This is a genomic window from Shewanella sp. GXUN23E, from assembly GCF_050865035.1.
In the GTDB taxonomy this organism is placed as follows: domain Bacteria; phylum Pseudomonadota; class Gammaproteobacteria; order Enterobacterales; family Shewanellaceae; genus Shewanella.
Genome location: NZ_JBOZWP010000001.1, coordinates 297,895 through 319,239 on the forward strand (window position 1 = coordinate 297,895; position 21,345 = coordinate 319,239).

22 protein-coding genes are annotated in these 21,345 nt (G+C 53.8%); 16 read left to right on the top strand and 6 right to left on the bottom strand.

The window, feature by feature from the left end; genetic code table 11:
• Positions 1-2 precede the first annotated feature (2 nt).
• Positions 3-974: a zinc transporter ZntB gene (locus ACRRUX_RS01300; RefSeq protein WP_432526394.1), complete on the top strand. Its 972-nt coding sequence runs from the start codon at positions 3-5 to the stop codon at positions 972-974.
• Between the two features lie 61 nt (positions 975-1,035).
• On the opposite strand, the gene fkpA is transcribed toward ACRRUX_RS01300, so the two are convergent.
• The gene (fkpA, locus tag ACRRUX_RS01305; protein ID WP_432526395.1) at positions 1,036-1,806 is read right to left on the bottom strand and encodes an FKBP-type peptidyl-prolyl cis-trans isomerase; all 771 of its coding nucleotides are present in this window, start codon (positions 1,804-1,806) and stop codon (positions 1,036-1,038) included.
• Positions 1,807-2,028: 222 nt separating this feature from the next.
• On the opposite strand from fkpA, the gene ACRRUX_RS01310 reads away from it, so the two are divergent.
• The 6 genes from ACRRUX_RS01310 to ACRRUX_RS01335 all read left to right on the top strand — a co-directional run bounded on the left by ACRRUX_RS01310 (position 2,029) and on the right by ACRRUX_RS01335 (position 8,309).
• Entirely contained in the window at positions 2,029-2,991 is a 963-nt protein-coding gene (locus ACRRUX_RS01310; protein WP_432526396.1) for a WD40 repeat domain-containing protein, read from the top strand.
• Between the two features lie 3 nt (positions 2,992-2,994).
• Positions 2,995-3,210, top strand: coding sequence for a SlyX family protein (locus tag ACRRUX_RS01315; RefSeq protein ID WP_432526397.1), 216 nt, complete (start codon positions 2,995-2,997; stop codon positions 3,208-3,210).
• Between the two features lie 14 nt (positions 3,211-3,224).
• Positions 3,225-3,728 (top strand): peptide deformylase, encoded by a 504-nt coding sequence (def, locus tag ACRRUX_RS01320; protein ID WP_432526398.1) that lies wholly within the window; start codon positions 3,225-3,227, stop codon positions 3,726-3,728.
• On the top strand, positions 3,722-5,083 hold the full coding sequence (locus ACRRUX_RS01325; protein WP_432526399.1) for a COG3014 family protein: 1,362 nt from the start codon (positions 3,722-3,724) through the stop codon (positions 5,081-5,083). Before def ends, ACRRUX_RS01325 begins: the two co-directional genes overlap by 7 nt.
• Before the next feature lie 24 nt (positions 5,084-5,107).
• Complete coding sequence (gene lpoB / locus ACRRUX_RS01330; protein ID WP_432526400.1) at positions 5,108-5,701, top strand: penicillin-binding protein activator LpoB; 594 nt, start codon at positions 5,108-5,110, stop codon at positions 5,699-5,701.
• 85 nt (positions 5,702-5,786) lie between these two features.
• Positions 5,787-8,309 carry a M1 family aminopeptidase gene (locus tag ACRRUX_RS01335; RefSeq protein WP_432526401.1) on the top strand — a complete coding sequence of 841 codons (2,523 nt, stop codon included), beginning with the start codon at positions 5,787-5,789 and terminating at the stop codon, positions 8,307-8,309.
• A 55-nt stretch (positions 8,310-8,364) separates the two neighbouring features.
• Here the strand turns inward: ACRRUX_RS01335 and ACRRUX_RS01340 are convergent, their stop codons facing one another.
• Entirely contained in the window at positions 8,365-8,676 is a 312-nt protein-coding gene (locus tag ACRRUX_RS01340; protein WP_432526402.1) for a hypothetical protein, read from the bottom strand.
• 233 nt (positions 8,677-8,909) lie between these two features.
• On the opposite strand from ACRRUX_RS01340, the gene ACRRUX_RS01345 reads away from it, so the two are divergent.
• The 3 genes from ACRRUX_RS01345 to ACRRUX_RS01355 all read left to right on the top strand — a co-directional run bounded on the left by ACRRUX_RS01345 (position 8,910) and on the right by ACRRUX_RS01355 (position 12,520).
• Entirely contained in the window at positions 8,910-10,352 is a 1,443-nt protein-coding gene (locus ACRRUX_RS01345) for a permease (protein WP_432526403.1), read from the top strand.
• A gap of 272 nt (positions 10,353-10,624) precedes the next feature.
• Entirely contained in the window at positions 10,625-11,920 is a 1,296-nt protein-coding gene (locus ACRRUX_RS01350) for a DEAD/DEAH box helicase (RefSeq protein WP_432526404.1), read from the top strand.
• 189 nt (positions 11,921-12,109) lie between these two features.
• A complete protein-coding gene (locus ACRRUX_RS01355) occupies positions 12,110-12,520 on the top strand; it encodes a hypothetical protein (RefSeq protein ID WP_432526405.1) in 411 nt (136 codons plus the stop codon).
• Here ACRRUX_RS01355 and ACRRUX_RS01360 read toward each other — a convergent pair.
• Positions 12,450-13,073, bottom strand: a complete 624-nt coding sequence (locus ACRRUX_RS01360) for a DUF2913 family protein (RefSeq protein ID WP_432526406.1) — start codon at positions 13,071-13,073, stop codon at positions 12,450-12,452. The two genes, ACRRUX_RS01355 and ACRRUX_RS01360, sit on opposite strands and share 71 nt — an antisense overlap.
• Positions 13,074-13,129: 56 nt before the next feature.
• Positions 13,130-13,771 (bottom strand): peroxiredoxin-like family protein, encoded by a 642-nt coding sequence (locus tag ACRRUX_RS01365; protein ID WP_432526407.1) that lies wholly within the window; start codon positions 13,769-13,771, stop codon positions 13,130-13,132.
• Between the two features lie 144 nt (positions 13,772-13,915).
• Between ACRRUX_RS01365 and ACRRUX_RS01370 the strand changes: the two genes are divergently transcribed.
• Positions 13,916-15,406 carry a carboxypeptidase M32 gene (locus ACRRUX_RS01370; RefSeq protein WP_432526408.1) on the top strand — a complete coding sequence of 497 codons (1,491 nt, stop codon included), beginning with the start codon at positions 13,916-13,918 and terminating at the stop codon, positions 15,404-15,406.
• A gap of 188 nt (positions 15,407-15,594) precedes the next feature.
• Here ACRRUX_RS01370 and ACRRUX_RS01375 read toward each other — a convergent pair whose 3' ends face one another.
• Positions 15,595-17,373, bottom strand: a complete 1,779-nt coding sequence (locus ACRRUX_RS01375; RefSeq protein ID WP_432526409.1) for a flotillin family protein — start codon at positions 17,371-17,373, stop codon at positions 15,595-15,597.
• A 43-nt stretch (positions 17,374-17,416) separates the two neighbouring features.
• Positions 17,417-18,058 (bottom strand): YqiJ family protein, encoded by a 642-nt coding sequence (locus ACRRUX_RS01380; RefSeq protein ID WP_432526410.1) that lies wholly within the window; start codon positions 18,056-18,058, stop codon positions 17,417-17,419.
• Positions 18,059-18,271: 213 nt separating this feature from the next.
• On the opposite strand from ACRRUX_RS01380, the gene ACRRUX_RS01385 reads away from it, so the two are divergent.
• From ACRRUX_RS01385 to ACRRUX_RS01405, 5 genes are all read left to right on the top strand, one after another.
• A complete protein-coding gene (locus tag ACRRUX_RS01385) occupies positions 18,272-18,751 on the top strand; it encodes a GNAT family N-acetyltransferase (protein WP_432526411.1) in 480 nt (159 codons plus the stop codon).
• Positions 18,751-19,098 carry a DMT family protein gene (locus ACRRUX_RS01390; RefSeq protein WP_432526412.1) on the top strand — a complete coding sequence of 116 codons (348 nt, stop codon included), beginning with the start codon at positions 18,751-18,753 and terminating at the stop codon, positions 19,096-19,098. Before ACRRUX_RS01385 ends, ACRRUX_RS01390 begins: the two co-directional genes overlap by 1 nt.
• A gap of 9 nt (positions 19,099-19,107) precedes the next feature.
• Positions 19,108-19,356 carry a DUF2960 domain-containing protein gene (locus ACRRUX_RS01395; RefSeq protein ID WP_432526413.1) on the top strand — a complete coding sequence of 83 codons (249 nt, stop codon included), beginning with the start codon at positions 19,108-19,110 and terminating at the stop codon, positions 19,354-19,356.
• Positions 19,357-19,429: 73 nt separating this feature from the next.
• The gene (locus tag ACRRUX_RS01400; protein WP_432526415.1) at positions 19,430-19,939 is read left to right on the top strand and encodes an RDD family protein; all 510 of its coding nucleotides are present in this window, start codon (positions 19,430-19,432) and stop codon (positions 19,937-19,939) included.
• A gap of 173 nt (positions 19,940-20,112) precedes the next feature.
• Positions 20,113-21,279, top strand: coding sequence for an MFS transporter (locus ACRRUX_RS01405; protein ID WP_432526417.1), 1,167 nt, complete (start codon positions 20,113-20,115; stop codon positions 21,277-21,279).
• The last annotated feature ends 66 nt before the right edge of the window (positions 21,280-21,345 follow it).

Genomic DNA, 21,345 nt, shown 5'->3' on the forward strand with positions numbered 1-21,345 from the left:
CAATGTCTAAAAGCTTTGTTTTCAACCTGTTAATTAACCCCCAAACCGGGGAAGCCAAAGAACTGAGTCAGGATGAATTGCAGCAATGGCAACCGGATCAGGGCATCCTCTGGCTGCACATGAACTATCGCAATCCCGACGCGCAGAAGTGGCTCAAGCAGGCAGGGCTGTCGCTGACCGACACCCAAACCCTGCTGGCACCGGATACCCGTCCCAAGGTGGAAGCCACTGCCGAACGTATTCTGATGACATTAAGAGGGATCAACCTCAATCCGGAAAGTGATCCAGAGGATATGGTCGCCGTGCGGCTGTATGCTGACACAGGGCGGATCATCACCTCCAGCGATCGCAAAGTGAAGTCCATCGGAGAGCTGGCTGAACATCTGCTGCTGGGCAAAGGGCCGACAACACCCGGTTCATTTATTCTGGAGCTGTGCCACCGCCTGACGCTGCGTAAAGTGAATATGGTGACAGAGCTGGAGGATAAACTGGCCGATCAGGAAGAAGCGGTATTGCAGTCAAATTCAGGTTCTCCCAGAGCTGAGCTGGCGGAGCTCAGACGTCAGGTGATCGCCATTCGCCGCTATCTGGCGCCGCAGAAAGAAGCCTTCTTCAACGTCATTAACACACCAAGCATGATGACAGTGGAAGAGAAAACCCATATGCGGGAAATCTACAATACTCTGCTGCGGGTCATTGAAGATCTCGACTCTATCCGCGACCGAGCCATGGTGACTCAGGAAGAGCTGGCCAACCAGATGACAGAGCAGCTCAACAAACGCCTGTATTTTCTGTCGCTGATCACCGCAATTTTCCTGCCGCTGGGATTTTTGACCGGTTTGCTCGGAGTTAATATCGGCGGTATTCCCGGTGTGGATGATCCCCATGCCTTTGGCTGGTTTACCCTGGGACTGCTGACCCTTATCTTCATTCAGCTGGGATTACTGTACCGCTTCAGGTGGTTGCGAAAATAACTCCCGGATCAAAAAAGGGCGCCTCAGGCGCCCTTTTCAACTCTAATAGCCTTGCCGCAACTTATTGCGCAGCCTCGGCAGCAGGCTTATCGATACCCAGCAGTTCAACTTCGAACACCAGGGTAGAGTTGGCAGGAATGGTACCGGTATCACGGTCACCGTATGCCAGCTCAGCCGGGATCACGAACTTGTACTTTGAGCCTACAGGCATCAGCTGTACGCCTTCAGTCCAGCCTGGAATAACACGGTTCAGCGGGAACTTGATGGACTCGCCACGCTTGTAGGAGCTGTCAAATTCAGTGCCATCAATGAGCGTACCGCGATAGTTCACTTCCACAGTGTCAGTAGCGGCAGGCTTTTCACCGGTACCTTCGGTCAGCACTTCATACTGCAGACCGGAATCAGTGGTTTTCACACCTTCTTTCTTGGCGTTTTCTTCCAGGAATTTCTTGCCTTCTTCCAGGGTCTTGTTGGCCAGTGCTTCAGCCTGTGCCATACGCTTGTCATTCAGCTTCTGATCCAGACTCTGCAGCACAGTCTGCATCTCTTCTTCGGTCAGTTGCAGTTTATTGTCCAGACCATTGCTGAAGCCTTCGATGATCAGCTTACGGTCAACCGGCATGCCCAGAGATTCCTGCTCGGCGATGTGGTTGCTCATATAGGCACCGATAGAGGCACCAATGCTGTATGACTCTTTCTGCTCCGGAGTAGTCAGAGATACAGCTGCGGTTTGGGCCGCCTGCGCTGGCGTTTCTTTTGCTTGTTCCTGGTTACAACCGGCCAGACCAGCAATCGCCAGTGCAACCAGTGAAAATTTGTAAATTGCTTTCATCAATGCTTCCTCAGCACCCATTTGCCGTTAAAATAATCAGTAGATCAATGTCGTACTACTTCAAAATGGACTCAAACAAGCCCAACAACATTTTGAACTAATGCGAGAAATTGCCACTTTACCCCAGTTATTAAACAGATACCAATGAGATTCTGTTCATTCATCGACTGGACATAGCCCAATTAGAGACAATCCCGACAGGGAAAAGTTCGGAGTCTGAATATGCACAAACTGCTTTTGGTTATCGCAGTCACCGCACTGTCAGCCTGCCAGCCCAAACCAGCAGAGGTGATCACTCTGACCCAGGAGCCTGTGTATGCAGCCAGTCTGACTCAGGATGGGGATGGCGTGCTGCTCAGCACTTCAGGTTCCGGCCTGCTGTATCAGGAAATTGGCGAGAACAACGTAAAATATCAGTGGCGACATGGCGATAACAACAGCGACATCATTGAAACGGCTATTTCATCTTCGGCTCTGTATGCCGCCTCGTTAAGCCGGGATTCAGTGGCTCTGTGGAGCATTACCGACGGTCAGTCCCGGGGGTGGTGGTCACTGCCTGCTGCAGGCCAGAGCATTGCCGTTGCCGACAACGGCGCCCTGCTTATTGGCCTTGCCGATGGCAGCGTGATGTCACTGGCCGGCAACCAGGACAAGCTGATCAAGTTTCTCGGTCACAGTGAGAAGGTCAACAGTGTGGCGATATCCCCCGATGGCCGGCTGGCGCTGTCCGGCGGCAATGACAGCAAGGTCATTCTCTGGGATGCCGGAACTGGTCAGCCTGAACACCACTGGCAACTGGATTCACGGGTGATTAAGGTGTCGCTCAGCGATGATGGCGCTCAGGCCTTTGCCAGCGACAGCACCAACGATGCCCGTATCTGGAGCAGTTACAGCGGCGATGTGATCAGTAAGCTGGATATCCGGGTGCGACAAAAGACTTTCAGTGCCGCCCGGTTTGTCAAATCCGGCACGGCGCTGCTGACCGGTACCCCGGCCAGAGAAGTCATATTGTGGCGCACCGACAATGGCAAAAAACTCGGCAATTGGCAGGTGGCCGTCACAAAGAAAGGGCAAATCAACAGCGCCGTTGTATACTCTGTCGCGACCAAGGGAGCCGATCAGGTATTGAGTGTCAGCAGCAACGGGCTGCTGGAGGCCTGGTCGCTCACATCCACAACGAGGTAACGGATGAACGACACATTGCACGCGCGCCTGGAAGAACTGGAAATGCGTATCGCCTTCCAGGATGGCACCATTGAAGAGCTGAATCAGGAACTGATCAAACTCAATGACCTGGTGGCTCGCCAGCAATATCAGATGCAACTGATCGTGGACAAGCTGCTGGCCATGGAGCCCAGTAATATCGCCAATCAGTCAGAAGAGACACCGCCACCACATTATTGATTTCAGGGAGCGCCATGACGGTTCAGCACATTGCAACCCATCAGGATACTATTCTTCACCAGAGGGCAAAGCCGGTCACCGCGTTTGACCGGCAGTTGAGTAAACTTGCCTCAGATATGATGGATACCATGATGGCCAGCGATGGTGTGGGAATCGCCGCGCCCCAAATCCACTCTTCTCTGGCGCTGTTTATCATCGCCTCCCGTCCCAATGTCAGATACCCGGATGCCCCCGAGATGGCACCACAGGTAATGGTTAATCCGAAGATTATCTCGGCATCGGAAGAATCAGTCATGGGCGAGGAAGGCTGCCTGTCACTGCCGGGCACCCGGCTGATTATTGCCCGCCATCAATGGGTTGAAGTGCAGTATCAGGATTTACAGGGACAAGACCATCAGCAGGTACTTGAAGGTTTTGTGGCGCGGATATTTCAGCATGAACTGGACCACCTCCACGGCGTCACCCTGCTTGAGCGAGTCCGGCTTACCGGGCAACCGCTGGAGTCAAAGCCATGCTGAAACTGCGCATCCTGTTGGTCAGTCTGAGCCTGCTGCTCGGTGGCTGCGCCGGCTCCAGTTTATTTGTCAGCTATCCCAGCCAGATGGCGTCGGTGCGTCAGGCGCTCAACAGCGCAACTCCCGCCTCTGCGCTGCCTTCTTTGCAAGCGGGACTTGATGGGCAGGATGCATTGCTCTATGCCCAGGAAGCCGGACGGGTAGCGCAAATCAACGGCGATTTCAAAACCAGCGAAAACTACTATCGACAGGCGATGGCCGACTATCAGGCGCAGGACGGCAAAGCCATCATCAGCGCATCAGACATCGGCGCCACCGCCTCAGGCATTTTACTCAACGATAACGCCATTCCTTATCGGGGACCGGCATTCGAGCGCATCATGCTGCATCAGTACCAGGCGCTGAATTTTCTGTTTACCGGGGATTATCAGGCAGCCCTGGTGGAAGTTCGCCGCACCAACGAGCTGCAGGCGCAGGAGCAGCAGCGCTTTGAGTCAAAGTCTGTGGTACAGGACATAGAAAACGGCCAGGTTGCCGCAGAAATGCGCCGTCTGGGCCAGGTCGCCGGTAATCTGGACAATGCGTTTCTGAATGCCTACAGCTATTATGTGACCGGTCTCATTTATGAATTGCTGGGTCAGCCCAACGACGCCTTCATCGATTATCGCAAAGCCGAGCGCCTGTCGCCGGGCAATCCCTATCTGCAACAAACCCTGGTGCGTCTGGCCAAAACCCTGCACATGCCACAGTATCAGGAGTTCAAACAGCGCTGGGGAGATGCCCTGCTTCCCCGGAAAAACGAAGGTCAGTTAATTCTGCTTTTGGAACGGGGACTGGTGCCCGCCAAACAGAGCTTTACTGTCCCTTTCACCATTGATGGTTACTGGCAGAGAGTCACGCTGCCCACCTATTCAGGGCGCAACCCTCAGGTACCGTCGGCGACAATCAGCGGCGCGGGCAAACCGCTGAAAACCGCGCCGCTTGCCAATCTTGATGCCATGGCCATCAACGCCCTGCGTCAGCAAATGCCGGCGATATTGCTGCGCCAGGGGGCGCGGGTCGCAGCCAAAGCCGAAATGAACCGGCAGGCCGGTGGCAAGCATAACCAATATCAGGATAATGTCGGCGCAGTGGCGATGGAGCTGTTCAATCTGGTATCCGAGCAGGCCGACAGGCGCAGCTGGTTAACCTTGCCACAACAGGCACAGATAGCCAGTGAGTCATTGCCTGCGGGCAGCTATCCTGTTCGGCTGGACAACAGTCCACCTCATCAGATCACCATAGAGGCAGGAAAAACCACGCTGGTTTGGGCAATCGATACTGGTAATCTGATCCGCTTTTATTCAATAATCATCTGAGTTTAGGAACCAAAGGACAGAAGAATGAAACACGCAAAACTGATACTGATGCTGGCTGCGGTAGTGGGACTCTCCGCCTGTCAGTCCCGGGTGGAATATGGCGATGCCACGGCGGTTGAAACCGTGAATGAAAACTTTGGCTCCACCGATCTGCAGGCCATCACCGAAAAAATGGTCGACAGCATGCTGACCTTCCCGCCTGTGGTGGCCCTGACCGCCAAAGAGCGTCCGGTGATTTTTGTCGATCGCATCAAAAACAAAACCTCAGAGCATATTGATACTGAGTCAGTCACCGATTCCATCAGCAATCAGTTATTGCGTTCGGGTAAATTCCGTTTCATCGATATGACCAAGGTTGATGCGGTACGTAAACAGCTGGATTATCAAAATAATTCAGGCATGGTTGACCCATCCCACGCGATTAAGTTTGGCCGTCAGATCGGCGCTCAGTACATGCTGTATGGCAATCTGTCGAGCATAGTCAAACAGGATGGCAGCACCAAGGATGTCTACTACAAGATGACCATGCGCCTGATGGATCTGGACACCGGGCTGATTGAATGGTCGGATGAAAAAGAGATCCGCAAAACCCGTTCAAAATCCTTCCTGGGTCTGTAATCAACCAGGCATAAGGGGCAGCCAGAGCGTTGCCCCGCACTTCCCACAAAAACCAGATTGACTCACACAAGAATAATAACGAATCATGCTCCGGCTGTTGCTGCTTCCCGGCCTGTTGGCCCTGCTGTCACTCTCAGGTTGTCAGTCAACCTCCTCCAAAAAGCCTGTGGCGCTGACGCCGGATGCCCAACGCTCGGCGGCCATGTTGCGCTCGGCAAGATTGTCCGGGCTTGCATACCGTTACCGGCTGACACTGGGCGAACACGGCTTTGAAGGCACGGCCGACATCCAGTTCAATCTCAATGACACGACGACACCATTGTCACTTGATGCCAAAGGACTGCAACTCAGTGCAGTCACCATCAATGGCCGCTACCTTTATCCGGATTACAATGGCACGCAGCTGACCTTTTCACCGGCGCTGCTGAGCAATGGCAGCAACCGGGTAACACTGACATTCAGCGGCCAGTATCAACAAAACGGGAGTGGATTGATAAGCCTGATTGACCCTGAGGATGGGCGGCAATATCTCTATTCTCACTTTGAACCCAATGGCGCGTCCAGAGTGTTCCCACTGTTTGATCAGCCAGATTTGCCCGCCCGCTTTACACTGGACGTTACGGCGCCTTCCGATTGGGAAATTATCTCCGGCAGTCGCCCCATGACATGCGACGTCCAGGTTGAAGATGACACCCGCCGCTGCACGGCTTTCGATACCAGGCTGACATTGAGTCCCCACAATATGTCGCTGCATGCCGGACCATTTGTTCACTGGCAAAACACCGACACAGGCCTGCCACTGGCGCTGTATGCCCGTCAATCACAACAATGCCAGGTTGATGCAGCGAACTGGCTGAGCCAAACCCGACAGCAGCTTGGTGTGCTGGAGATCCGACTGGGCAGTCACTTTCCTTTTGATAAATACGACCAACTGCTGGTGCAGGACAGTCAGACGCTGGCCGCCCAATCCCACAGCGGTGCCGCAGCAGTGGCCTTTATCCGGCCCACAGAGGCGGATGCAGGAAGCATCAGTTATCAATTGGCACGTCAGTGGTTTGGCAACCTGGTCAGCATAGATTGGTGGCACAACCGCTGGCTGGCCGATGCCATCAGTCAGTTCCTGTCAATGCAGCCTCAGGCACCGCAAATACAGGTGCAGCGCAGAGCACAGGCTTATCAGGCCGATTCTCTGCCGGAAAGTGGTCACGCCGTTGGCGCGCCAAGCCATTATCTGGCACAGGACCCCATCATCAATACCAAGGCGGTCGCCGCACTCGAGCAATTACAGGCACAATTGGGTGGCGCACAACTGGACAGGGTATTGCAGGCCTACTTGCAGACATATGCGGGACAAGCTGCCGGCGCATCTGAGTTTTTGGAAATTGCGCAAAGGATTAGCGGACGCAACCTGCAGCCATGGTTTGAAGATTTTATCACCGGACGCGGCATCAACCTGCTGCAGGCCAGGGTGCAATGCCGCGATGGTGTAGTAGAAGCGCTGACACTGGAGCAGCAGCCGGATCTACAAGGACGGCTTCGTCATCAATCACTGCGCATCGGGCTGTACCATGCCGACAGGCAGGGCGTGCACCTGGATAAAGTGCTGCCGGTGATGCTTAGCGGCAACAGCACCAAAGTCACTCAGGCCACCAATCTGGTTTGTCCGGATTTCATCTGGCCCAATGAAGACAATCTTGGCTACCTCAGGGTATTGCCGGATGAACACAGTCTGAGCCGCTCGCGCCTGCATTTGGGGCAAATACATCAGCCGCTGACCTCTTTGCTGCTGTGGCAATCATTGTGGCAATCGGTGTTGGACGGCCACTTACCGGCCCGTGAATATCTGGCGCTGGTCATGCTCAACGCACCGCAGATGTCAGATCTGGCAACCTCACAACAGTTGCAGTCACAGTTGCAGGCATTGGCTGAGTATCTTGCCGCCGGGCAACACAGAGAAAGTGAGCGATTGATTGATGCCATGGCACAACTTAGCCTGCAACGGGCGATGGAGACCGGCGACAACCGCGTACTGCAACAAACCTGGCTCGACACTTACCTGACTCTGGCACAAAGCCGCGAAGCCCTTGACCATCTGGCGAGTCTGCTGGATTCTCCTGCCGGTCGTCTGCCGCCTTTAACGCAAGAGCAGCGCTTTGCCATTCTGTTGCAATTGACCCGCTTCGACCATCCGGCGACGCCCCGTCTGCTGCGATCCCAAAACACGCTGCAGCCGCTGTCAGATACCCAGCAACTTATGTTGCGGGCGGTCAGCCCCAAGGCGCTGGAAAAACGGGCATTGCTTGCCAAACTGCCACTGATGGCAGATGCACAGCGCCGGCCCATCATGGCCAGCCTGTATCCGCCCGAGCAAAAGCTATTGAGTGAAGCCAGTCAGGATTTGCGCCTTGGCTGGCTGCAGGATGAGCAGCAACCTCTGGCATTTCGCTACGATCTGGCGTCCCTCTTGCTGCATCCAGGCTGCGACAATCAATGGGCGGATAAATGGCAGCGCCTCGCGAAGGCCAGCGCGCAGCCACAATTGATGAATAAACTGGAGCAGCAGGCTCAGTGGACACGTCAGTGCACCGCCATAAATCAGCAACCCTGACAGCCTTACGCCACAGGGCTTGCCGGAATGCCGTTGGCAACGCCCTGTTGGGACCTCAACTTTTGCCCTGTTTGATGTTGATATGATGCACATCCGCCCTGGGTTTGGTTGACACACCATATCTGTCGCCAACCCGTTTCCAATGGGTATCCGGCAGCCGAAAAAAGTAAAACTGCGCTTTATCGGCATCGGTAACAAACCCCATTTTGAAGCGGGATACTTCATAGTGGATATCGTTGACGAAACTGGAGCTGAACCTTTGCCTGTCAGTCAACTCCAGTATGTCCTGACGTGTCAGGTAAACCCCATCAGTGAAATGCCCTACTCTGTCATAAAGCCATTGGGCAAAATCCTTTGCACATTTCATAGTCACTCTCCTCATATCACCGGACCGGGACAATCCGGTGAGAAGACGAATGGTGAATGATTGCGCAGAATTTCTCTCTGGCCACTGCGTACTTAGCGGTTTAACCAATCGCCAAACACGGCATGATCTGCTTGAGCCCCGGATACCACAGGCATATGATGATACAACCTGTTACACGTGATGGCTGCATTTTTCTGTCTGTATGACCTGTCATCTCTGCTCAAGGACCTCCCATGGATCATTCTGTTTCCGGTTATTTGTGGCATCTAATCAGTACTTTCAGTGGCATGGTGTGGCAAATATATTGGCCACTGGCCTTTGGTCTGATGCTCTCTTCGTTGCTCAGACATTTGCTCCCCGTTGATAAAGTCGCTAATAACCTTGGACATACCAGCCCCAAAAGTCTGGTACTGACCACAGTGCTTGGCATGCTGTCATCCTCCTGCTCCTACGCGGCAGCGTCGCTCTCCAAAACCCTTATCGCCAAACGGGCTAGTCTGGCTAATGCCATGGCATTCCTGGTGGCCAGCACCAACCTTATTCTGGAAATGTTCATCGTGCTGGTGACCTTACTGGGGTGGCAATTCCTGTGGGGCGAAATTGCCGGCGGCATACTGCTGATCATTCTGGTGGCTATTCTGTTCAGCTTTTTCCCCAAAGCCCAGGAAAAGGCGCTGCGGGCCAAAATCAGTGAGCCGGCAACACCCAGTCCTATGCATATGGCCCATGGCCACAGCATGACGTCTGCAGAGCACCAGCAAATGCAGATGGGCGCTGAGACCGACAAAAAAAGCGGCAGTGCCCCTAAAGAGAGCAGTGACATGCAATGTGGCACCGCCCATAAACAGAGCAGTGACATGCAATGTGGCACTGCCCATAAACAAAGCAGTGAAATGCAATGCGGCACTGCCCATAAACAAAGCAGCGAAATGCAATGCGGCACTGCCCATAAACAAAGCAGCGAAATGCAATGTGGCACTGCCCACAAACAAAGCAGTGACATGAAATGTGGCATGGACAGCAGTGGTCAGATGCGCTGCGGTGCCCCGGCTGCGGCGCCTGCCGGTAAAGAGTCTATCGGCGATAAAATCCGTCGCAGTTCAGGCTACTTCCAGATGGATATCGCCATGATAGGCAAAGAGATCCTGATTGGTGTGGTGATTTCATCTCTGCTGATCGCCACTGTGCCCACTGACTGGTGGCGTGAGCTGTTCATCGGCGCCGGCAGCGGTATGCCCGCCTTTATGCACTCACTGCTGGATGTGGTCATTGGTATCGGCGTCGCGGTGATCGCCTATGTCTGCTCAGTGGGCAACCTGCTATTGGCAGCGGCACTGTGGCACGGTGGCATTTCCTTCGGTGGGGTAATGGGTTTCATTCTGGCCGATGTGCTGACCATTCCCATGACCCGGGTTTACCGTAATTACTATGGAAAAGAGCCGGCACGCTGGATGGTGGGTCTGCTGTTTGTCGCCATTTTGCTGACCGGACTGCTGCTGGATGTCACTCTGGGACAAATGGACTGGAGTGCTTCCAAAGAAACCATCAGAAACCTGCACCAATCCGGTTTTGGCATGAACTTCACCACTGTGATGAACCTGATATTTATGCCACTGTCTGTCTGGTATTACTACCTGGGTAAGAAAGCCAATGCGGGCATGGAGATGAGCATGTAATCCATAACAGCCTGCAGGCTTTTGCGAGAGTCTGCCGGCCAATTGCTGACATCGGCCCGTCACCTCTATTACCATTCTGTGTCATCCCGGTTTGATCATCTCCAACATCTATACTGAGCAAAGCTGAGCACCTGACTCAGTGAGGGTATTTGGCCAGGGCCAAGGGCTTGTGCAATCAGTGCAGTGAAAAAGTACAGATTGTCGGCGGAGTTTGGTATACTCCGCGCCCGCCCGAAGCCGACGGGCCATTTTTGCAACAATGGGATATGTCGATGAATTTTGAATCCTTCAGTTTTGCCCCTGAGATACTGCAGGCAGTGTCTGAGTGTGGCTATAAAACCCTGACGCCAATCCAGCGCCAGGCGATCCCTGCCGTACGCCGGGGTCAGGATGTGCTGGCCAGCGCCCAGACCGGCACAGGCAAAACCGCCGCCTTCTCCCTGCCCATTCTGCAGAAGATGGTCGAGCAGCCTCAGCCTTTGGTTGCCGGTCAGGCACGCGCGCTGATCCTCACGCCAACCCGTGAACTGGCTGAGCAGATCGCCAACAACCTCAAGGCCTACAGCAAGTACCTTAAGGTCAATGTCCGCTTAATGACCGGCGGTAAAAGCGCCGAAGCGCAGGCGAAGAAGCTCAAGCAGGGCACTGACTTTCTGGTGGCGACACCGGGCCGTCTGCTGGAGCAACTGCAGGCCTGTAACCTGAGTCTGGCCAATATCGATTATCTGGTGCTGGATGAAGCCGACCGTATGCTGGACATGGGTTTTATCAAAGACATTCAGCGGGTACTGCAGGTGTGTAACAAGCAGCGTCAGACACTGATGTTCTCTGCCACCTTCTCCGGCGGTGTGCGTAAGCTGGCCGACGAAATCATGCCAGGTCATCAGGTGATCACTGCCGATAAGCGCAATACTGCAGCCGCCACCGTCAGCCAGGTCGTGTATCCGGTCGAGCAGCGCCGCAAACGCGAACTGCTGTCTGAGCTGATTGGCCGTAAAAACTGGCACCAGGTGCTGGTGTTCTCCGCCACCCGTGAAGACTGTGAGCAGTTGGCCCGTGAGCTGAATATGGATGGCATCCCCACAGGCGTGATCCACAGTGAAAAAGCCCACGGTAACCGTCGCCGCGCCCTGAAAGAATTTGTTGAAGGCAAATTGCGGGTGCTGGTGTCCACCGAAGTGGCCGCCCGCGGACTGGACATTCCGGATCTGGAATACGTGGTGAACTACGATCTGCCATTTCTGGCAGAAGACTATGTACACCGCATCGGCCGTACCGGTCGTGCCGGTAAATCCGGTGTGGCTATCTCCTTTGTCAGCCGCGAAGAAGAGCGCATGCTGGCTGACATTGAGAAACTGATTGGTCAGCGCATCAAGCGTATGACAGTGCCGGGTTATGAAGTATCCCGCCGCGAGTCACTGCTCAAGCATCTGCAACGTCGCCGTTTCAGCAAGTCGCTGCGTGAAGATGAAGCCGTGGCGCAGATGACCGCTGAAAAGAGTATGTCAGGTCGCCGGGTGAAAGTGAAAGTCGGCTCCAGCGGTATCAAGCCGAAAAAACTGAAATAACCTCTTTACGACAAAGCCTCCATTCGGAGGCTTTGTTTTATCCCATCTTCTTCAAGATCGTCATCCAATCTGCGTATCCCCCTTCCGGCTCTGCAAACCACCGTCAGGTGCACACTGGCACAACATTAGCTGTTGCAGGCTGATGGTGAATTGCGCTCGCAGGTCACTTTCAATGCGGGAGATTCCGAGGTGCTGCTGATCACCGGTTCTTCAGATATCACAGGGACAAACTGCGACAAAGCTAATACAGCTGTCACGCTCATGAAAACCAACCCGACGACTATCTCCGCCAGAGAAAACCCTTTATTCATCCCTGCACAACCTTTGCAACAACATGAAAACACGCATCATACTACTGCACACCTTGGTATTGTCGAGTTAAATAAACAAGCCACCGCCAAAAACCGGCCCGATGTCATAAATTGCAAAGAAAGCCGCGAAATTTGCCCGGCTGATTTCAGAACAATAAAAAAGCCACCTTTTAAAGCAGGTGGCTTAAATAAAAAAACGCAGCCTAAGCTGCGTTATTTCAGGAAATCAACAAAGCCAATCCGGGTTGATTGTTTGCCGGATAAATCCGGTACGCCTTGTGATGTTTGATAAGCGACGCCTTTTTATCGCCGCAGCTGAGCAACAACCCCTGCGCCAATGCCGTTTCAGCCAACATGGCTTCATCAGCCCGGATATAGAGGGTAATAGCCTTAACCAGCTCTCCGCTGTGAATATGTTGCTGGTACTCAGGTGCTGAAATAATCACGCTGGGCAGACCGTCATTATCCAGCTTCAGCTTGCTGTCCACCGGAGTGTCGGTAATCACCAGCACCTCACTGGCGCGCAGCGCATCCAGCCATGCATTGAGCGCGCTGCCAAGCATTGTACCCTGATGTTCAACGGCCCCATACTGAGCCACAATGCGTTCCAGTAAAGATTTTAGCTGCGCACCGGCCCCCAGACTGCGACCATCACGTACCCAGATCGTCAGATCCCGCGCCAGACTCTTGGGATAAGTGTGCTTTTTCAGCGCATCCGCCATCCAGCTGCAGATAAAATGACTTTCCTGCGCTGCTGTGGGTTGTTTACGTGCCAGCGCAGAGTCTGCCAGAGCGGCCAGTCCGTCACGGGCCATGGCCAGTATTGCTTGGTTATAGTTCATAAAAAAATCAGGACAGAAATAACTGCCGCGATTTTACCCCAGCCACGCCAGCAACGTTAGTCTTTGGGCAGGAGTTTTGCGGCTGTCAATATCAGTTCAGGTGCAGGACGTACCCTGAAGTTGGGATTGACATACTGAAAGTGCACCAGTCCCTGCTTATCCAGCAAATACACTGCCGGAACGGGCAACACCAGCCGCGGTTCGCCCTGCCCATTGGTACGGACCAATGACCCCAAAGGCATCCGGCTCAGATACGCGGATGAGGTTTTCTCATCGGTGAAGAAAGCCAGACCAAAGGCTTCGGCAGCCGCCAGGTTGGCATCAGACAGCAGCATATAATCCAGCTTATTGTCCCGGATTGATGCCCTGAGCTGCTCCGGGCTGTCCGGAGATATCCCAATCAGCTGAAAGCCCATCGCCAGCAGCGTTGGTTCTATCTCTTTAAGCTGTCCCATCTGCGCATTACAGTAAGGGCACCAGCCACCCCGGTAAAAGAACAGCACGCAGGGCCTTTGGCTGACAACCGCCGTCAAATCGACATTTTTGCCATCTATGTCCTGCAGCGTCAGTGACGGCACCGTTTCACCATTAAGCAAAGGCGCCACAGACACAGCATCGGCAGCAATCTCCGCCTGAGCGACAGTGACACTGCCCAATACCAGCCACAACAGCAGTCCTGGGATCATTTGGGTTCTCATTCTCGATATTTCCTTATATGTAAATCATCGGGTTTCAGACAACAGACCCGCTGAATCGGCAATCCCTTTCACCCGCCCTTCCGACATGCTGACGCCACTGGCTGTGCTAATATCCCCTCAATAACAGGCCAACCGGAAACTTGTATGCCGATCCAAGCAAACCACTACCAACGATTAGCCGAACACTTCAAACGCATCAGCCATTTCGAACATTTCAATAACCTGGGTGACTGGGACATCAACACCATGATGCCGGATGGCGGCAGCGCGGCACGCGCCGATGCCATGGCGACCCTGAGTGCACATATCCATGCCATGCACACTGAAGCCTGGCTTGAAGATGCCATTAATAATGCCGCAAATGAGTCGCTGACCGGCGAACAAAAAGCCAATCTTGCCGAAATCACCCGTCAGGTGGCGCAGGCGAGCTTGGTGCCTGCCGACCTGGTAGCGGCCAAAACCAAAGCGGCGTTTCACTGTGAACATGCCTGGCGCAGTCAGCGTAAACACAATGACTGGGCCGGTTTTGCCGGCAATTTAAAGCAGGTGATTTCGCTGGTACGGGAAGAGGCACAGATCCGCGGCGATGCGCTTGGCATTCCCGCCTATGACGGTCTGCTGGAAAAGTTTGAACCGGGTATGACCAGTGCCAGACTGGATACCCTGTTTGCGCCATTGCGTCAGGCCCTGCCTGATTTGATCCCTGAAGTCATGGCGCGTCAGCTGAATCAGCCACTGGTATCCCTTGAAGGGCATTACCCGGCAGATGCTCAGTTAGCACTGAGCCGCAAGGTAATGGCAACGCTGGGGTTTGATTTCAGTCAGGGACGACTGGATGTCAGTTCTCACCCTTTCTCCTGTGGCAGCGCGGGAGATACCCGCATCACCACCCGCTTTGATGAAGCGGATTTCAGTTCGGCGCTGATGAGCACCATCCACGAAACCGGCCATGCCCAGTACGAGCAGGGCTTGCCCGCTGACTGGCAGGGGCAGCCTGCGGGACTTGCGCGCTCCATGGGTATGCATGAAAGCCAGAGCCTGTTTTTCGAAATGCAGCTGGCCCGCAGTGAAGCCTTTGTCGACCTGATTCGCGATGACATCAATCACGCCTTTGGTAGTGACTTCAGCACTCAGACCCTGTATCAAAACCTGGTAAGAGTAGCCCCGGGGCTCATCCGGGTGGATGCCGATGAAGTCACTTACCCCTGCCATATCATGCTGCGCTTTGATGCCGAGCGCGCACTGATCGATGGCAGCCTGAACGTGGATGATTTGCCGGATTTCTGGTCTGCCAATATGCAACGATTGCTGGGTATCAGTACGGATGGCAACTTCCGTGATGGCTGTATGCAGGATATTCACTGGACACTGGGCGAGCTGGGCTACTTCCCGTCTTACACCCTGGGTGCCATGACGGCCGCGCAGCTGAAATTCGCGCTGGAGCAGCAACTGGGGAATATGGATGAGCTTATCCGTGCCGGTCAGATCCATCAGATTTTTGCATGGCTGCAAGCCAACATCTGGTCAAAAGCATCACTCTGCAGCACTGAGGATATTATCGCCAGCGCCACCGGTGCACCGCTCTCAGGTGAGGCACTGCTCACACACCTGCGCACCAGGTATTTACAGCCGTGAACATATCATTGCCATTCAAATGGAAACCTGAGCATCACGCTAGGCAATTCATTCAAAACCAGTGACATGTTCAGAGATGCCGACAGCTGTGACCCCATCGGCGAGTGACGCTGATACCAGGCCGCACAGGCCGGATAGTGATAGCGGAATATTTCCGGGATCACTGTCCGGCTCAGGGAGCCATTCCCTTAATCGATACTGGGCTGCGGCGAGTGCACACGTGCACCGCTGTCTCCCGCTGATGCGGCTGATACTCTGGCCGCAGTGCCCAGCGCGCCGGCGGTCAGGGTATTGTGACCACTGAGCAAATCCGTCAGGCTGCCTGAGGTTTTGTCCACCAGTCCAAGCTCCCTGAGCATGGCATCGATCACAGGTGCATTGGCGCGATAATTCAGTGCTGCCTGCGTGACCTGCTCGGCTATCCCACCGGCATTGCCATTGCCGTCACCGGATTGCATCAGGCCGCTGGCGGACCCGCCGTACCCCTGCAAAATCTTGATACCCTCAATGTTTTCCAGTGGTTTCACTGCACTGGCGACTATCTGTGGCAACACTTTAAGGATCGCCAGCGCCCGTTGCAGTTCAATCTGCTCATCACGCAGCACGTTTTCGGCTTCATACAGCGCCTGCTTACCGGCGGCTTCCACGGCATAAATCTTCTCATCAGCCTCAGCTTTCAGTTTCTTGGCATCGGCATCGGCGCGTGCTTCGGTCAATACCGCATGGGATCTGTCCTCGGCCGCGCGTTTTTCTGCCTCAGCCTGCACGGTGACGCCCACCGCCTCCCGCTCGGCCTCCTTGCGGGCATCGATTACCTCAATTTCCTTGCGACGATTGGCTTCGGCAACCTGTTTGACGGTAATTACCGATTCCTCTTTCTCAACTTTGAGCTTTTCCGCTTCGGCCGCCTTAGCCTTGGCGGCCGACTCCTCCTCAGACTTGGCCGCTACCGCGATACGCTTTTCCTGCTCTGCCACTTCCAGATCCCGCAGTTGCTGAATACGGGCCTCTTCAATGGTTTTGCGCTTCTCAATCTCGCGGGACTCAATATCTCTGGTCTTTTCAATCTCCGCCGTTTCGATAGCCCGCTCTTTGGCGATTTCGGCTTCCCGCTCTTCCCTGGCTTTTTGTTCCCGCTGCTTGGCAATTTCGGCTTTCTGCTCAGCACGCTTGAACTCAAGTACCTGTTGCTGTGCCAGCCGCGCCTCTTCCTCTGACTTTTTAATCTCCAGCGATTCACGCTCGGCTTCCAGGTTTCGCATTTCGATCTTCACCCGGTTTTCCTGCTGAATATCGTTGGTTTCCTTGCGTTTTTCTTCAATAATCTTGGCCAGACGCGCCCGTCCTTCAGCATCAAATGCATTGTTTTCATTGAAGAATTGCAGCTCGGTCTGGTCAAAGCCGGTCAGCGACACTGACTCCAGCTCCAGACCGTTTTTCTCCAGATCGTTGGCAACGTTGTTCTGCACCCGCTGCACAAAATCAGCACGCTGCTCATGCATCTCAGTCATATTCATCTCTGCCGCCACCGCGCGCAGCACGTCAACAAACTTAGACTCCATCAGGCGCTTGAGCTCCTCCACCCGAATGGTGCGACTGCCCAGTGTCTGCGCAGCCATGGAGATCCCCTCTGCATGGGGCGCCACCCGCAGGTAAAAGTCAGCTTTGACATCAACCCGCATCCTGTCTTTGGTGATCAGCGCGTCCTTCTGGGTTTTCTCCACCTCAATTCTGAGAGTATTCATATTAACCGCGATGGTTTCATGCAATACCGGCAGCACGATGGCACCGCCATCCTTAACCACCTTTTCGCCACCAAAACCGGTACGAACAAAAGCCATCTCCTTGGTTGCTCGCCGATACAATTTGGCGAATATCATGCCGATGACCAGCAAACCCAGGAGCACCAGCCCCCCAATAATAAGCACAAAAGCCAGCCCTGTGTCCTGCGGTAAAATCCCGTCCATGATTCCCTCTTATTTTCGATAACTAACTGAATTTGTTTTTTTACTATTCGAATAAATGCGGTTCCAGCCTGGCCGCCAGCCAACGGTTGCCCTGCTTGCGCAGCAGCACCACCTGAGTGCCACGGGTGAACTCTTCTGCCAGCTCAGGCTCAACCAGCACATAGTGTTTTTGCAGGCTGGCATCCCTGACCATGACTTCCGCCGGTTTACCCGGTGAAGCGGTCGCCAGAGTCACCACACCAACGCAGCCAGCGAGTGAGTCAATGGACACCGCCGAGGTTTCATTTTTGGGTAACACGGCGGCAAGACCTGGCCCCAGCAGCCTGCAGCCCAGCGCGGCCATCAGCAATGCAAAAACAATGGTCAGCCATTCTGAAAACAGGGCTTCAAGAAACAGGGCAGTCAGATAGTTCAGAGTAAATCCGGCAATCGCAAACAAGGTCAGCGCCATCACCAGCCACACCAGCAAAGGCAGACGATTCAGGCACAGCCAACCGACCAGTCCGGTAAAACCGCCGGTAACATCGGTGTCTACCTCGACATCAGCACCAAAAAAGTCATCAAACAGATTGGAGAATCCCCACCCGGTCAGGAGGGACAGCAGTTCAATACAACCCAGCAAGACCACCATGCTGATGGCCACAGCAAACGGCAAATTGGCCGTCATAAAAAAGAAGTCCAGCATATCTCATCCATGATGCGCAGTTATTGCACACTTTTATGCAATATCTTTGACAGCTTGTCGAGTTGCTTTGACGCGTTACTTCATCACGGAAAAACGACGGCCACCTCAGTACGGTAAAAAATCCGGTAACAAAGATGAAACCAAAGTCGGGTGGGAAGGCCGCTATGGCCTTGATATAATTGCCGTCAGGTTAACTTTTTTTCATTAACAGCTATGCGCATCCGTCCAATCACTCAGTCCGACTGGTCTGCCATCATGACCATTCAGGCACAAACTTATCACGCCATTGATCCCGAGCCTTTGAACGTTATGCAAAGTAAGTGGTTACTGTCCCCTGATACCTGTCTGGTGGTTGAACTGGAGACCCAGATCGTGGGTTATTGTCTGGCTCACCCCTGGCTTGGCGAGCCCCCGTCACTCAATCAATGCCTGCCTGCCCAGCTGGATAACCCCGAAACCCTGTATCTGCATGATATGGCGTTTGCCCCGGCCGCCCGAGGTCTGGGAGCCGGCAAGGCACTGCTGGGCCGACTCGTCGCCCATGCCAGACGACTGGCGGTCCCCCACCTGTCTCTGGTAGCAGTTCAGGGAGCGGAAAGCTTCTGGGAAAAGCAAGGGTTTGAACATACTGACACCACCAAATGTCTGGGTTCTTACTGCGATAATCCCAGCTATATGAGGCTGGCACTTTAATGTCACCTACAGTCACCACCATTGGCCTGCTGTGCCTGTCCAATATGTTTATGCTGTTTGCCTGGTATGGCCATTTGAAAACCATGGGCAGCAAACCCTGGATTATCGCGGCGCTGGTCAGCTGGGGCATCGCCCTGTTTGAATATCTGCTGCAGGTGCCCGCTAACCGTATCGGCCATACCGTGATGAACGTTGGCCAGCTGAAAATCCTGCAGGAAGTGATCACCCTGAGCCTGTTTGTTCCCTTTGCCGTGTTTTACCTGAAGGAACCACTGAAACTCGATTATTTGTGGGCAGGATTGTGTATACTTGGCGCCGTTTATTTTATCTTCCGCAGTGAGTTTTAAGGAGCCGGCATGGCACGTCAGGTCGCTTATACCTTTAAAGGTGAAGCCAAGGTCATCAATTTTGCCTACGACAAGTATCACGATATGTTTGAGGCCGCCGCTGCCGCCGAAGGCATTGATCTGACACGTTTTCTGGCAATGGAACAACAGGTAGCCATGACCTCCAAGGGCAATAAGGCAGTGCGTGACTATCGCCTCAACGAGTTTGCCCGCATGGGTTTCAAAGACATCCACTTTGTACGCGACGAAGAAGAGTAATTCAGTCCTTCGCGGGGATTAGGTACAATCCCCGCCCAAAGCCGACAAAAATAACAATAACAGGGATGATTTTATGCACAATCCAGAGCATGCCAATTTTCCCCGCGCCGGATTTTTCCGTCGTCTGGGTGCCATGGTTTATGACCTGATGCTGGCCGTTGCCGTTTATATGTTTGCCGGCGCCATCGGTTTTGGACTCTTCACCTTGCTGGTCAAAACCGGAATTATTGGCATGCAGGGACAGCAGCACATTTCAGATCTGCTGAACAATACACCTCTGTATGCAGGGGTGTATCAGGTTTATCTGGTTATCTGTGTCGCCACCTTCTACGCCCTGTTCTGGAGCCGTGGCGGTCAGACGCTGGGCATGCGTGCCTGGCGACTGAAAGTACAACATCCCAACGGCCAGAATCTGAGCCTGATTACCGCCTATGCCAGAGTCGTCTGGTCGTTGCTCGGACTGGGTAACATCGCGATTCTGATGTCGGGAGACAAACTGGCATTGCAGGACAGTATGACCCGCTCCGAAGTGGTGGTGCTGTCTAAAGAAGCCAATCAAATGCGCAACTGGCACGGCGCCTAACCAATCACTCAGCGCCGTCCTATTGCTGATGCGGTGCTGCCGAGCTTCAACGCAGGGTGAAGCAATTTGACGCCAGTGTTCATCAAAACAAAAATGCTTTCTGGGAATTGGGTTACCCACAAGGCTCGTCTGTCGGTAGACTTAAACAATAGATCAATTCACTGACCCAACTCATGTCCCGATGGCAAACCCCTTTTGGCTTTCTCGCGATAGCCGTCATTATCATGACTCTGAACTTTTCAGCCTGGAATGCCATGTTGAACAACTTCGCCATCGAAGTTGCCCAATTTGACGGTGCCCAGATTGGTTTGCTGCAGTCATTGCGTGAAATTCCCGGTTTTCTCGCGTTCACCGCCGTCTTCGTCTTACTGATACTGAAAGAGCAAACCTTTGCTCTGCTGAGCCTGTGTTTGCTCTCAGTGGGCGTCGCCATCACCGGGCTGTTGCCGAGCATGTATGGCCTGTTCGCCACGACCGTACTCATGTCCATCGGCTTTCATTATTTTGAAACCCTGAATCAGTCACTCTCACTGCAATGGTTTTCCAAAGCAGAAGCACCGGCCATGCTCGGCAAGCTGATGTCACTGAAATCCTTATCTGCACTGCTGGCATTTGGTATGGTTTGGCTGGGATTCACTCTGTTTGATATCAGTTATCGAACCATGTATTTGCTGGCGGGCGGCTGTGGTCTGTTGCTGTGCCTGCTGCTTGCCGTATCCATGCCGCAATTTCCCGAACGCACACCTCAGCGCCGCAAACTGCTGCTCAGAAAACGCTACCGCCTGTATTATCTGCTGACCTTTCTTTCCGGTGCCAGAAGACAGATTTTCGTGGTATTTGCCGGCTTTTTGATGGTGGAAAAGTTCGGCTACAGCGTCACCGACATCACTGCGCTGTATATGCTCAACCATCTGATCAATTTCTTTCTGGCTCCCATTATCGGCCGCTGGATCGGCAGAGTGGGCGAGCAGCGGGCGCTCACTCTCGAGTACACAGGGCTGATCATGGTTTTTGTCGGTTATGGACTGGTGGAATCTGGGTATCTGGCGGCGGCTTTATATGTGGTCGATCATCTGTTCTTTGCCATGGCCATTGGCATCAAAACCTACTTTCAGAAAATTGCCAATGCCGGTGATATTGCGGCAACCTCTGGTGTCAGCTTCACCATCAATCATATTGCCGCGGTGATTATCCCGGCCTCGTTCGGCATACTGTGGCTCATTAATCCATCCAGGGTGTTTTATCTCGGAGCCCTGCTCGCCCTGGCGAGCCTTATTGCCAGTCAATGGATTAACCGGGATCTGGCCAAAGGTCCACTGGAGCTTTCTGCCGCGCACTGACACCGCGAATTATTCAGGCACAAAAAAGGCGCTCTGAAGAGCGCCTTTCATCTAAATGGGCAACGA